The organism is Pseudomonas sp. AO-1 (genome assembly GCF_019775695.1).
Lineage (GTDB): Bacteria > Pseudomonadota > Gammaproteobacteria > Pseudomonadales > Pseudomonadaceae > Aquipseudomonas > Aquipseudomonas parakoreensis.
In genome coordinates, this window is the sequence record NZ_CP079947.1 from 6620234 (window position 1) to 6634001 (window position 13768).

The 13768-nt window shown below is 60.1% G+C and carries 12 protein-coding genes; 9 read left to right on the forward strand and 3 right to left on the reverse strand.

Annotated elements, in window-relative coordinates:
• Positions 1-22: 22 nt before the first annotated feature.
• Positions 23-667, reverse strand: a complete 645-nt coding sequence (locus KVQ82_RS30170; protein WP_041074778.1) for a dual specificity protein phosphatase family protein — start codon at positions 665-667, stop codon at positions 23-25.
• Between the two features lie 306 nt (positions 668-973).
• Here KVQ82_RS30170 and KVQ82_RS30175 point away from each other — a divergent pair, with 306 nt between their 5' ends.
• Genes KVQ82_RS30175 through KVQ82_RS30185 form a run of 3 tightly spaced genes read left to right on the forward strand, consistent with a single transcriptional unit; the run spans position 974 to position 4821 of the window.
• Positions 974-1720, forward strand: a complete 747-nt coding sequence (locus KVQ82_RS30175; protein WP_222017455.1) for a gluconate 2-dehydrogenase subunit 3 family protein — start codon at positions 974-976, stop codon at positions 1718-1720.
• A 2-nt stretch (positions 1721-1722) separates the two neighbouring features.
• The gene (locus KVQ82_RS30180) at positions 1723-3507 is read left to right on the forward strand and encodes a GMC family oxidoreductase (RefSeq protein WP_121182947.1); all 1785 of its coding nucleotides are present in this window, start codon (positions 1723-1725) and stop codon (positions 3505-3507) included.
• A gap of 12 nt (positions 3508-3519) precedes the next feature.
• Entirely contained in the window at positions 3520-4821 is a 1302-nt protein-coding gene (locus tag KVQ82_RS30185; RefSeq protein WP_222017456.1) for a cytochrome c, read from the forward strand.
• Between the two features lie 73 nt (positions 4822-4894).
• Here the strand turns inward: KVQ82_RS30185 and KVQ82_RS30190 are convergent, their stop codons facing one another.
• Positions 4895-5197, reverse strand: coding sequence for a hypothetical protein (locus KVQ82_RS30190; protein ID WP_108181275.1), 303 nt, complete (start codon positions 5195-5197; stop codon positions 4895-4897).
• 227 nt (positions 5198-5424) lie between these two features.
• Between KVQ82_RS30190 and KVQ82_RS30195 the strand changes: the two genes are divergently transcribed.
• From KVQ82_RS30195 to KVQ82_RS30205, 3 genes are all read left to right on the forward strand, one after another.
• The gene (locus KVQ82_RS30195; protein ID WP_222017459.1) at positions 5425-6483 is read left to right on the forward strand and encodes a PA0069 family radical SAM protein; all 1059 of its coding nucleotides are present in this window, start codon (positions 5425-5427) and stop codon (positions 6481-6483) included.
• 238 nt (positions 6484-6721) lie between these two features.
• Complete coding sequence (locus KVQ82_RS30200) at positions 6722-7453, forward strand: carbonic anhydrase (protein ID WP_047297474.1); 732 nt, start codon at positions 6722-6724, stop codon at positions 7451-7453.
• A 90-nt stretch (positions 7454-7543) separates the two neighbouring features.
• Positions 7544-9070: a SulP family inorganic anion transporter gene (locus KVQ82_RS30205; protein ID WP_041074768.1), complete on the forward strand. Its 1527-nt coding sequence runs from the start codon at positions 7544-7546 to the stop codon at positions 9068-9070.
• Between the two features lie 134 nt (positions 9071-9204).
• Here the strand turns inward: KVQ82_RS30205 and KVQ82_RS30210 are convergent, their stop codons facing one another.
• On the reverse strand, positions 9205-9837 hold the full coding sequence (locus KVQ82_RS30210) for a hypothetical protein (protein WP_027610219.1): 633 nt from the start codon (positions 9835-9837) through the stop codon (positions 9205-9207).
• Between the two features lie 370 nt (positions 9838-10207).
• On the opposite strand from KVQ82_RS30210, the gene coxB reads away from it, so the two are divergent.
• The 3 genes from coxB (at position 10208) to KVQ82_RS30225 (ending at position 13757) form a co-directional block, all read left to right on the forward strand.
• Positions 10208-11335 carry a cytochrome c oxidase subunit II gene (gene coxB / locus KVQ82_RS30215; protein ID WP_041074770.1) on the forward strand — a complete coding sequence of 376 codons (1128 nt, stop codon included), beginning with the start codon at positions 10208-10210 and terminating at the stop codon, positions 11333-11335.
• An 82-nt stretch (positions 11336-11417) separates the two neighbouring features.
• On the forward strand, positions 11418-13004 hold the full coding sequence (gene ctaD, locus KVQ82_RS30220; RefSeq protein WP_041074772.1) for a cytochrome c oxidase subunit I: 1587 nt from the start codon (positions 11418-11420) through the stop codon (positions 13002-13004).
• Between the two features lie 201 nt (positions 13005-13205).
• The gene (locus KVQ82_RS30225; RefSeq protein WP_222017461.1) at positions 13206-13757 is read left to right on the forward strand and encodes a cytochrome c oxidase assembly protein; all 552 of its coding nucleotides are present in this window, start codon (positions 13206-13208) and stop codon (positions 13755-13757) included.
• Positions 13758-13768 lie beyond the last annotated feature (11 nt).

Sequence of the window (13768 nt, forward strand, 5' to 3'; positions counted from 1 at the left end):
GCAATGCCGTGGAGGGTGCGGCTTACTTGAGGTTGACTGACTGGAACCAGCTCTTCATCGAGCAAGTGGCAAAGGCACTGGTGCTGCAGTCGCCGTTGGCCAGCGCGGTGCGCAGTTTGTCGACATCGGCCTGCATCACGTAGCGCACGCCATCCTTGAAATGGCCGCTTTCACCAAAACCGCCCTGAGTCATTTCATTCAGCGCGTCTTCCTTGCTCCAGCCCTGCACCACGATTCGGTACATCGCCGCCATCAGGCCGGTGCGGTCGGAACCGTGTTTGCAGTGCATCAGCACCGGGCCGTTGGCTTCGGCAGCCTGAATCGCGCGCAGCGTCTTGAGCACATCGGCGTCATCGACGTGGTTGGTGCGATAAGGCAGTTGCACTTGATTGATGCCCGGCTCCGACAGCCAGCTGCTGTCGGCTTCCGGCAGGAAGTTGATCACCGTCGCCACTTTGAGATTTTTCAGCAACGGCACCGCGCCGCCATCCGGCAAGGCACTGCGGTACAGCGTTGGCGACATCTGGAACAGGTTGTACTGCACTTCCACCGGTTGCGCCCACTCCGGCGGGCGCGATGTGACAGCGGCATCAGCCTGGGCCGGCATCAAGTGCAGCAGAGCGACAAGCGACAAACACAAAACAGGAAAAAGACGCACTCGAGACATGCTGGGCTGACCGTAATCGGAATTCATCAATGAAAGGCCTCGCAGCTTCCACGTCTGACGGTCAAAGCCCTGTGAGGCTCTTGTCAAAGAATTGTGAATCCGGGCGATTTCATTCAGCGCCGGGTAAAAAACCGAGGCTTTTTCCCACTGAATCGCTTCATCCCGATGATTAGCCTGCTACCATTTGTCACACGATGTTGCAGGCGTCCCCTTTTTCCCGGTCAAACGGGCCGCGCGCCGCGACGAAAAAATGCTCAAGCCGTTCGCAGAAACGGACAACCATCAATGCCTGATGAGGTGCACCCCATGTCTGATGCAGATCGAGACAACCCGCGGCGTGAGTTTTTGCGCAAATCCCTGACCCTGATTCCCGTGGTTACCCTCGCCGGCACCGGCTTGGGCAGCAGCGTGTTGCAAGCTGCCCCTGAAGCCACCCCGACGGCGCCCGCAGCCACACCGGCCCAGGCTGACGCCAGCGCTTATCAGCCGAGCTATTTCACCGCCGAGGAATGGGCCTTCATCAACGCCGCCGTGGCGCAATTGATCCCCAATGACGAGCAAGGCCCGGGTGCCCTGGAAGCCGGTGTGCCGGAATACATCGACCGCCAGATGAACACCCCGTACGCCGCCGGTGCCCTGTGGTACATGCAGGGTCCGTTCAACGCCGACGCTGCGCCGGAGATGGGCTGGCAGAGCAAACTGGTGCCCAAAGAGATCTATCGCCTGGGCATCGCTGCCACGGATCAGTGGGCAAAATCCCTCAACGGTAAAACATTTGCCGAGCAAGACAGCGCTACCCGAGACGATTTGCTCAAGCAACTCGAAGCGGGCAAACCGCAGTTCGATGCGGTTCCAGCGAAGATTTTCTTCAGCCTGCTGCTGCAAAACACCAAGGAAGGGTTCTTCTGCGACCCGATCCACGGCGGCAATAAAGGCATGGTCGGCTGGACCATGATCGGCTTCCCCGGCGCCCGCGCCGATTTCATGGATTGGGTGGAACGCAACGAGCAGTACCCCTTCCCGGCAGTTTCGATTCGCGGCGAGAGGGCTTGAGCATGGCAACCGTAATGAAGAAGGTCGACGCGGTGATCGTCGGTTTTGGCTGGACTGGCGCGATCATGGCCAAGGAGCTGACCGAAGCCGGGCTCAACGTGCTGGCGCTGGAGCGCGGGCCGATGCAGGACACCTACCCTGACGGCAACTATCCGCAGGTCATCGACGAACTCACCTACAGCGTGCGCAAAAAACTCTTTCAGGACATCTCGAAAGAAACCGTCACCATCCGCCACAGCGTCAATGACATTGCCCTGCCGAACCGCCAGTTGGGCGCGTTCCTGCCGGGTAATGGCGTCGGCGGCGCCGGTCTGCACTGGTCGGGCGTGCATTTTCGCGTCGATCCGATCGAGCTGCGTATGCGCAGCCATTACGAAGAACGCTACGGCAAACGCTTCATCCCCAAGGACATGACCATCCAGGACTTCGGCGTCAGCTATGAAGAACTGGAACCGTTTTTCGATTTCGCCGAGAAAGTCTTCGGCACCTCGGGCCAGGCCTGGACCGTGAAGGGCCAACTGGTCGGTCAGGGCAAGGGCGGCAACCCTTACGCACCGGATCGCTCCAATCCGTTCCCGCTGGAAGCGCAGAAGAACACCGTTTCCGCACAACTGTTCGGCAAAGCGGCGGCAGAGGTCGGTTACAAACCCTACAACCTGCCGTCGGCGAATACTTCAGGCCCGTACACCAATCCCTACGGCGCACAGATGGGCCCGTGCAATTTCTGCGGATTCTGCAGCGGTTACGTGTGCTACATGTATTCCAAGGCGTCGCCGAACGTGAACATTCTGCCGGCGCTCAAGCCGCTGCCGAATTTCGAACTGCGGCCCAACTCGCATGTGCTGCGGGTCAATCTCGACAGCACCAAGTCCAAGGCCACCGGCGTGACTTACATCGATGGCCAGGGCCGCGAGATCGAGCAGCCGGCGGACCTGGTGATCCTCGGCGCCTTCCAGCTGCACAACGTGCGCCTGATGCTGCTCTCGGGCATCGGCAAACCGTACGACCCGATCAGCGGCGAAGGCGTGGTCGGGCGTAACTTCGCCTACCAGAACATGGCGACCATCAAGGCGTTCTTCGACAAGGACACCCACACCAACAACTTCATCGGGGCGGGCGGCAACGGTGTGGCGCTGGATGACTTCAACGCCGACAACTTCGACCACGGCCCGCACGGCTTCGTCGGCGGCTCGCCGATGTGGGTCAACCAGGCCGGCAGCCGTCCGATTGCCGGTACCTCGAACCCGCCCGGCACGCCGGCCTGGGGTAGCCAGTGGAAACGCGCGACCGCCGATTACTACACCCACCAAGTGTCGATGGACGCCCACGGCGCGCATCAGTCCTACCGTGGCAACTACCTCGATCTGGATCCGGTGTACCGCGATGCCTACGGCTTGCCGCTGCTGCGCATGACCTTCGACTGGCAGGAAAACGACATCAAAATGAACCGCTTCATGGTCGAGAAAATGGGCAAGGTCGCTCAAGCCATGGGCCCGAAAGCCATCGCGGTGATCGGCAAGCAGGTCGGTGATCACTTCAACACCGCGGCCTACCAGACCACCCACCTCAACGGTGGCGCGATCATGGGCACCGATCCGAAAAAGAGTGCCCTGAACCGTTACCTGCAGAGCTGGGACGTGCACAACGTGTTCGTGCCGGGGGCTTCGGCATTCCCGCAAGGACTGGGTTACAACCCGACCGGGCTGGTGGCGGCGTTGACCTACTGGTCGGCCAAGGCGATCCGCGAGCAATACCTGAAAAACCCCGGCCCGCTGGTTCAGGCTTAAGGAGCGATGACCATGAACAATCTCGTTATCGCCACCCTGGCCCTGCTCGGCAGTGCTGCCGTGCACGCCGCCGACGTCGATCAGGCGTTGATCAAACAAGGCGAATACCTCGCCCGCGCGGGTGACTGCGTGGCCTGCCACACCGCCAAGGGCGGCAAACCGTTCGCCGGCGGCCTGCCGATGGAAACCCCGATCGGCACGATCTACTCGACCAACATCACCCCGGACAAAACCGGCGTCGGTGATTACAGCTTTGAGGATTTCGACCAAGCGGTGCGCCACGGCGTCGCCAAAAACGGTAGTACGTTGTACCCGGCGATGCCGTATCCGTCCTATGCCCGGGTCAGCGAAACCGACATGCAGGCGCTGTACGCCTACTTCATGCACGGCGTCGAACCGGTGGCGCAGGAGAACAAGGCCAGCGACATTCCATGGCCGCTGAGCATGCGCTGGCCGCTGATGGGCTGGCGCTGGCTGTTTGCGCCGAAGGTCGAGGACTACAAGGCCACTTCGGATGATCCGGTGATCGATCGCGGCGCCTATCTGGTCGAAGGCCTCGGCCATTGCGGCGCCTGCCATACGCCACGGGCGCTGACCATGCAGGAAAAATCCCTGAGCGCGGCAGATGGCAAGAGCTTCCTCGCCGGCAGCGCACCGCTGGAAGGCTGGATCGCCAAAAGTCTGCGCGGTGATCACAAGGATGGCCTGGGCAGTTGGAGCGAAGCGCAACTGGTGCAGTTCCTCAAGACCGGACGCAGCGACCGCAGCGCAGTGTTCGGCGGCATGAGCGATGTGGTGACTCACAGCATGCAATACATGACCGCCGCCGACCTCACTGCGATTGCCCGCTACCTCAAGTCACTGCCAGCAGTTGATCCGAACGATCAGCCGCACCAGTACGACGAGAAAGCCGCCAAAGCCCTGTGGAACGGCGACGACAGTCAACGCGGCGCAGCGGTGTATATCGACAACTGCGCGGCCTGCCACCGTACCGACGGCCACGGCTACACCCGGGTGTTCCCGGCGCTGGCGGGCAATCCGGTGCTGCAATCGGAAGACCCGACCTCGCTGATCCATATCGTGCTCAAGGGCGGCACCCTGCCGGCCACCCACACCGCGCCATCGACCTTCACCATGCCGGGCTTCGCCTGGCGCTTGTCGGATCAGGAAGTGGCGGACGTGGTGAGTTTTATCCGTGGCAGTTGGGGCAACAAAGGCGCGCCGGTGAGCGCAGACGAGGTCAGTCATCTACGCACCAGCGACATGACCACCACCTCGGCTGATGATCTTGGTCAGGTAACCCGCAGCAACTAAAAAAAGCCCTGCCCGTATTTAATACGGGCAGGGCTTTTTGTTCAGGTCACAACTAAGCTGACGTCTGACCAGATTATGGATTCATGATACTTACATAAGCCTTGGCCAGTGCCAGCAACTTGGCTTTATCATCTGCATCAATATCACCATCCCCATCGACATCTTTTTCATTGCTTACATCGAACGTTTCGCCACCGTCATAGGACGACGCAATGATGATCCGCGAATCCAGCAGAGAGTCGGTCGGCACGGCGTTTTCTGCGTCCCAGCCGGATTGCTTCAGCGCAAACTGCATGGACACCAGTACTTCATCCGGATCAACTGGAGTCGGACCAAGTTTCTGCAAAAAGATGCCGCGATGGTTAAAGTAAGACACGTTTAATTCCTTTTAAAATATTGAATAACAGAAAGACAACAAGACGGATACTAACGACATTGCAAGTTGTACTTCCAGTTGAAAGATGTGTCTTCGGTTTGCGATAAATATATATATCAATCCATGAACCACCGGACCTGTGTTCTTGCGCCGAATCGCCGAACGGCACTGGCTGTTTCCCCGCGCCAGCGATACTGTATGCACATACAGCAATCAGGACACTTGCGATGCACACGCCCTTGCCTCCTCGTGGTCGCGGCACTGCGACCAACCCGCACAACCGCTTTGCGCCGAATCGTTCGGTAGCCGAGGACGACGGCTGGTATCAGGAAGTGCCCGAGACACAGAACACCGAGGTGATGATCGAGACCGCGAAAACCATCATCACCCGCAATACCTCGCCGGACCTGCCCTTCGATCGTTCGATCAATCCCTATCGCGGCTGCGAGCATGGCTGCATCTATTGCTACGCGCGGCCCAGCCACGCTTATTGGGACATGTCGCCGGGGCTGGATTTCGAAACCCGGCTGATCGCCAAGACCAACGCCGCCCAGGTGCTGGAAGAACAGCTTGGGAAAAAAGGTTATCAGTGCGCGCCGATCAACCTCGGCTCCAATACCGACCCGTACCAACCCATCGAACGTGAACACCGGATCACCCGCCAGACCCTCGAGGTGCTGCTGCGCTACCGGCACCCGGTGACCATCGTCACCAAAGGCTCGCTGATCTTGCGTGACCTCGATCTGCTCACGGAGCTGGCGCAACAACGGCTGGTGGCGGTGATGATTAGCCTGACGACGCTGGACGATGAACTCAAACGCATCCTCGAACCCCGTGCCGCGGCACCCAAGGCCCGGTTGCGGGCGATCCGGGTGATGCGCGAAGCGGGCATTCCGGTGGGAGTGTTGTGTTCGCCGATGATTCCGATGATCAATGACAGCGAAATCGAAAGCCTGCTGACCGAGGCGCATGCGGCGGGTGCGCAAAGTGCCGCCTACATGATGCTGCGCCTGCCGCTGGAGGTGGCGCCGCTGTTCGAAGAGTGGCTGCACGCGCACTATCCGCAGCGCGCGGCCCATGTCCTGAGCCTGATCCGCCAGAGCCGTGGCGGCGAGCTCTACGACAGCCGTTTCGGTGCACGCATGCGCGGGGAAGGGCCGTTCGCCGACTTGCTCGCGCAACGCTTTGCCAAAACGATCAAGCGCCTCAACCTCAATCATCGCGAGGGCTATGACCTCGACTGCAGCGCCTTCTGTCCACCGGGTCGCCAGATGTCGTTGATTTAGCGACAATTGACCCTATGGTTGAGGGGCTGGAATCCTTCCGTCGTAACCCTCAGTCACGTTTTTTGTGACCTGGAACACACGTTCTAGAGCGCTCGATTCAGTTTGAGTTAAGTTTCGGCGGCTACCTTGTTCATCGAGTGACTGACGGGTCGGGATGGCCCGGATGTTTTAAACAGCCACTGGCTTCATACCGGAATACACGGGAATGACTCCCCGAATCCGCCAAAGAGGATGAATCATGAGTGACAAGGATAAACAGCCGTTGGCTGCGTCGGCGCAAGCCGTCCCTGGGGCGCAATCCGCCGATGCAGCGCTGCGAACGATCGTTGACGGCTTTTTGCATTTTCATCATGAGGTCTTCCCGCAACAGGAAGAACTCTTCAAGAAACTCGCCACGGCGCAATCGCCACGGGCGATGTTCATCACCTGTGCCGACTCGCGCATCGTGCCCGAGCTGATCACCCAGAGTTCGCCAGGCGATCTGTTCGTGACCCGTAACGTCGGCAACGTCGTACCGCCTTATGGCCAGATGAACGGCGGCGTTTCCACCGCCATCGAATACGCGGTACTGGCGCTTGGCGTGCAACACATCATCATTTGCGGCCACTCCGACTGCGGCGCCATGCGCGCAGTGCTCAATCCGGACAGCCTGGAAAAAATGCCGACAGTCAAAGCCTGGCTGCGTCATGCGGAAGTGGCGAAGACCATGGTGCATGACAACTGCAACTGCACCGACGAAAAAGAAAGCATGCCGATCCTCACCGAGGAAAACGTCATCGCCCAACTGCAGCACTTGCGTACCCATCCTTCGGTAGCCTCACGCATGGCGAACGGTCATCTGTTCATCCATGGCTGGGTCTACAACATCGAAACCAGCGAAATCAAAGCTTACGACGCGGATCAGGGACGCTTCCTGCCGCTCGACGGCAGCCATCCGATTCCGGTGGCGACGCCCAAAGCGCGCTTCTAAATCTTCCTAAAAATCTGTGTGGTTTGACGCCGGCCGCTGTTTCAGCGGTGCGGCGAAGCCACGCCTGAAGAAAACTTCGGGAGAGTCACCATGCGTGCTGCTCAATTGAAAGCGGTTCTGCCACGGGAGTTGCTGGCTTCGGTGGTTGTGTTTCTGGTCGCCCTGCCGCTGTGCATGGGTATTGCGATTGCTTCCGGGTTGCCACCGGCCAAAGGCCTGATCACCGGGATCATCGGTGGTCTGGTGGTCGGTTGGCTGGCGGGCTCGCCGTTGCAAGTCAGCGGGCCGGCGGCGGGACTGGCGGTGTTGGTGTTCGAGCTGGTGCGCCAGCACGGGATCGAGATGCTCGGGCCGATTCTGCTGCTCGCCGGTTTCCTGCAACTGGTGGCCGGGCGTTTGAAGCTTGGGTGCTGGTTTCGGGTGACGGCGCCCGCGGTGGTGTACGGCATGCTTGCGGGGATCGGTGTGCTGATCGTTCTGTCGCAGGTGCATGTGATGCTGGATGCCAAGCCGCAGCCCTCGGGGCTGGATAACCTCACGGCCTTCCCCGGCGCGGTGGCGCAAGCCTTGCCGTCGTTCGGCTGGCAGGCCGGACTGCTCGGGCTGGCGACCATTGCGGTGATGTGGCTGTGGGAGAAATTGCGTCCGCATTCGCTGCGCTTCATTCCCGGTGCGCTGCTCGGCGTTGGCCTGGCCACGGGTGCCAGCCTGCTGCTGGCGTTGCAGGTGAAACGGGTCGAGGTGCCGGAGAATCTGGCCGAAGCCATCGACTGGCTGAAACCGGCGGATTTGCTCAGCCTTGCTGATCCAACCCTGCTGATTGCGGCTTTTGCCGTGGCATTCATCGCCAGCGCCGAAACCCTGTTGTCGGCGGCGGCGGTGGATCGCATGCACAGCGGTGTGCGCTCGGACTTCGACCGTGAACTCTCAGCGCAAGGCGTCGGCAACATGCTTTGCGGACTGGTCGGAGCGCTGCCGATGACCGGGGTGATCGTGCGCAGTTCGGCCAACGTCCAGGCTGGCGCAACCACCCGCTATTCGACGATCTTCCATGGTTTGTGGCTGCTGGCGTTCGTGCTGTTGTTGTCGAGCGTGCTGCAAAGCATTCCGGTGGCGAGTCTGGCAGGCGTACTGGTGTACACCGGTTTCAAACTGGTGGACCTCAAGGCCTTTCGCGGTCTGGGCCGTTACGGGCGGATGCCGATGTTCACCTACGCCGCCACGGCGCTGGCGATCATCTTCACCGACCTGCTGACCGGTGTGTTGATCGGTTTCGGTTTGACGATGTTGAAACTGGCGTTCAAGGCGTCGCGCCTGAAGATCAGCCTGATCGACCTGCCGCAGGACGGTGAGATGGAATTGCGTCTGGTGGGCGCGGCGACCTTTCTCAAGGTACCGGCACTGACCCAGGTACTGGGCAGCATTCCAGCGGGCACAACGGTGCATGTGCCGCTCAATCACCTGAGCTACATCGACCATTCGTGTCTGGAATTGCTGGAGGAGTGGGGCCGGGCGAATGCCGCGAAAGGGTCGAAGTTGTTGATCGAGTCGCGTGGGTTGAAGCGACGATTGGAGGGGCGGGTTCGGACCAATACCGGGATCGGTGCGGCCGGTTAAATCCCTCATATACAAATAAACCCTGTGGGAGCTGGCTTGCCAGCGATGGCGGTCTTTCAGTCACTGAAAATGTCGACTGATCTACCGCTATCGCTGGCAAGCCAGCTCCCACAGGAATTTGTGTGGAACGCGGGTTACGCAGCGGGCTGGTCGAGCTCCAGGCCAACGCCCAGGCGGCGGCCCATGCACGGCCAGCGCTTCCATGCAGCACCAGTGTCCGGGCTGCTCAGTTTGTCGCGGTAGGCTTCTACCGATTCCAGCGCAAAACTCTCGTCGTCGAGCATCTCGTCGATGGTGTGATGCACGACTTCATCCAGTTGATTGGCAAATTCCTCACCGAGCAGCTGGTGAGCAATCAGGTTGGCGACCGTCATGTCCAAGGGGATCAGTGGCTGGCCGAGGTGTTTGATGTACAGGTCGTTGACCTCTTCGACAAAGCGGTGCGCCAGATAGGCTTCGTCCAGCAGGCTGTCCAGACCGACCGGCGGCTGGAGGAAGTACTGCTCGGCGATTTTCAGCACCGGCTTGATCTGCGACTCGATTCCCGCTTCCCTGGCAACTTCATTGGCTGCGTCCAGCATGTCTGGTACTTCATCGATATAGGCGGTGACAAAACTCGTCAACGCGTCTTCGCGGTTAGCGTCCGGCAACTGAATGGCCGAATGCAGATGAGGCAACTTGGCTTCCAGCTGACGCTTGAGCCGTCCGGTTTCGTTTTCGGTCTGTCGGGCTTTTTGGATCTGCTCGCGCAATGCGGCGGTGTTCATGAAAACTCCAGGGAACAAGGCAATGAAATAGGGAAGACATAACTTAGCTGGCTTACGAAAAATGCTAAGACGCATTTGTCATAATTATTTCATCCTTGATGCAGCAGCGTTATATCGGTTCGCCACCACTCGTCTGCATCCTTCTCCATTCGTGCCCTTTAGCGCAAGTCCCGGCTGTTTCAGAACATTAACGCCACGACATTGCAATTTCCGGCGGCTGTCTATACTCGCCATTGAATGGAGTTAGCTGATGACGCCCGACTGCCCACGCAGCAAGGCCCGGCGATTCAAGTTCGTAGTCTGATGCAGCCGCTCCCTTGCCGAAGGCGTTGCGCCTACGGGATAACAAGAACGATAAGGGGAACCCGCAATGATGCGACATCCACACGTCTGGATGGGCCTCCTGTTGTGGTCGATTTTCAGCCCGGCCCAGGCGGCCTGGACTGTGAATATGGCGCCTGGAGCGACTGAAATCAGTCACGCAGTATTCGACCTGCACATGACCATTTTCTGGATCTGTGTGGTGATCGGGATCATCGTCTTCGGTGCCATGTTCTGGTCGATGATCGTGCATCGCCGCTCGACCGGGCAGGTCGCCGCAAAATTCCACGAAAGCACCACCGTTGAAATTCTCTGGACTGTCGTGCCGCTGCTGATCCTGGTGGCGATGGCCGTTCCGGCGACCGCCACCCTGATCCGCATGTACGACACCAGTGAGCCGGATATCGATATCCAGATCACCGGTTATCAATGGAAGTGGCACTACAAATACCTGGGTCAGGACGTCGAATTCTTCAGCAACCTGGCCACCCCCGCCGAACAGATTCACAACAAGGAAGCCAAGGGCGAGCACTACCTGCTCGAAGTCGACAAGCCGCTGGTGTTGCCGGTCGGCGCCAAGGTGCGCTTCCTCGTGACTTCCGCCGACGTCATCCACTCGTGGTGGGTGCCGGCGTTCGCGGTCAAGCGCGATGCGATTCCGGGGTTCGTCAACGAGGCCTGGACGCGCATCGACAAGCCCGGCCTCTACCGTGGCCAGTGCGCCGAGTTGTGCGGCAAGGACCACGGCTTCATGCCGATCGTGGTCGACGTCAAGGAGAAGGCCGACTACGACAAGTGGCTCGCCGAGCGCAAAGCCGAAGCCGCGCAGCTCAAGGAGCTGACCAGCAAGGAATGGACGCTGGACGAACTCAAGGAACGTGGCGACAAGATCTATCACACCACCTGCGTCGCCTGTCACCAGGCCGAAGGCCAGGGCCTGCCGCCGATGTTCCCGGCGCTCAAGGGCTCGCCGATTGCCACCGGGCCCAAAGCCGATCACCTGCACCGCGTGTACTTCGGCAAGCCGGGCACCGCCATGGCCGCATTCGGCAAGCAGTTGTCGGAAGTCGATATCGCAGCGGTCGTGACCTACGAACGTAACGCCTGGGGCAACAACAAAGGCGACATGGTCACACCAAAAGAAGTGCTTGAGCTCAAACAGGCGGAAAGCAAATGAGTCGGTCCATTGCGTACTTCGTCAATCGGTCGGGGCAGCGCGCCCCGGCCCGCCCAGTCCACTCACGTAAAGGAGACCGGCCATGAGCGCTGTCATCGATGACCACGGTCACGCCGACCACGCCCACGGCCCCGCCAAAGGCCTGATGCGCTGGGTGCTGACCACCAACCACAAGGACATCGGCACGCTGTATCTGTGGTTTGCCTTCTGCATGTTCCTGCTCGGCGGCACGTTCGCCATGGTGATCCGCGCCGAGCTGTTCCAGCCCGGGCTGCAGATCGTCGAACCGGCGTTCTTCAACCAGATGACCACCATGCACGGTCTGGTGATGGTCTTCGGCGCGGTGATGCCAGCGTTCGTCGGCCTCGCCAACTGGATGATCCCGTTGATGATCGGCGCGCCGGACATGGCCCTGCCACGGATGAACAACTTCAGCTTCTGGCTGCTGCCGGCGGCGTTCCTGCTGCTGGTCTCGACCCTGTTTACTGCCGGTGGCGGGCCGAACTTCGGCTGGACGTTCTACGCCCCGCTGTCCACCACCTACGCGCCGGAAAGCGTCACCTACTTCATCTTCGCCATCCACTTGATGGGGATCAGTTCGATCATGGGCGCGATCAACGTGATCGCCACCATCCTCAACCTGCGCGCCCCCGGCATGACCCTGATGAAAATGCCGCTGTTCGTCTGGACCTGGCTGATCACCGCGTTCCTGCTGATCGCGGTGATGCCGGTGCTGGCCGGGTGCGTGACGATGATGCTGATGGACATCCACTTCGGCACCAGTTTCTTCAGTGCCGCCGGTGGCGGTGACCCGGTGTTGTTCCAGCACGTGTTCTGGTTCTTCGGCCATCCCGAGGTGTACATCATGATCCTGCCGGCCTTCGGCGCCGTCAGCCAGATCATCCCGACCTTCTCGCGCAAGCCGCTGTTCGGCTACACCTCGATGGTCTACGCCACGGCGAGCATCGCGTTCCTGTCGTTCATCGTCTGGGCGCACCACATGTTCGTGGTCGGCATCCCACTGGTGGGCGAGCTGTTCTTCATGTACGCGACCATGCTCATCGCCGTGCCGACCGGGGTGAAGGTGTTCAACTGGGCCAGCACCATGTGGCAAGGCTCGCTGACCTTCGAGACGCCGATGCTGTTCGCCGTGGCGTTCGTGATCCTGTTCTCGATCGGCGGTTTCTCCGGGCTGATGCTCGCTATCGCCCCGGCGGACTTCCAGTACCAGGACACCTACTTCGTCGTCGCGCACTTCCACTACGTGCTGGTGCCGGGGGCGATTTTCGGCATCTTCGCCTCGGCCTATTACTGGCTGCCGAAGTGGACCGGGCACATGTACGACGAAACCCTCGGCAAGCTGCATTTCTGGCTGTCATTCGTCGGCATGAACCTGACCTTCTTCCCGATGCACTTCGTGGGACTGGCGGGAATGCCGCGACGGATTCCGGACTACAACCTGCAGTTCGCCGACTTCAACATGGTCTCGTCGATCGGCGCGTTCATGTTCGGTGCCACGCAGATCTTCTTCCTGTTCATCGTGATCAAGACCATTCGTGGCGGCGCGCCAGCCCCGGCCAAACCGTGGGACGGCGCCGAAGGCCTGGAGTGGAGCGTGCCGTCGCCGGCGCCGTATCACACTTTCACCACGCCGCCGGAAGTGAAATGAACACCTCCTCTGCTGGCTCATCCCTTGTGGCGAGGGGATTCATCCCCGATGGGCTGCGAAGCAGCCCCAAAACTTGCAATCGAGGTGTATCAAGCACACCGCATATGCGGGCTTTACGACTGCTGCGCAGCCGGTCGGGGATGAATCCCCTCACCACAAAGGTATTGCCAGGCAAAAGTGATCACCGGGAAGGTTGGAACCATGGCTGACTCGATCTCGATGAAGAAACTGGTCACCCGCCTGCTCGGCGTGGTGGTGGCGATGTTTGTCTTCGGCTTTGCCCTGGTGCCGATCTACGACGTGATGTGCAAGGCCTTCGGCATCAACGGCAAGACCGCCGGGCAGTACGAGGGCGAGCAGGTGGTGGATCAGTCACGCCAGGTGCGCGTGCAGTTTCTCTCGACCAACAACATCGACATGCCGTGGGAGTTCTACCCCAAACACGATGAGTTGACCGCCAACCCCGGCGCGGTCAACGAGATGATTTTCATCGCGCGCAATCCCACCGACAAACCGATGAGTGCGCAAGCCGTGCCGAGCATCGCGCCGAGCAATGCGGCGGCGTATTTCCACAAGACCGAATGCTTTTGCTTTACCCAGCAGGTGCTGCAGCCCGGTCAGCAGATCGAGATGCCGGTGCGTTTCATCGTTGACCGCGACATGCCCAAGGACGTGAAGCACCTGACGCTGTCCTACACGCTGTTCGATATCACCGCCCGACATCCTCCGGTGGCTGCAAACACTGGCGGTTAAGCGTGCCCGAT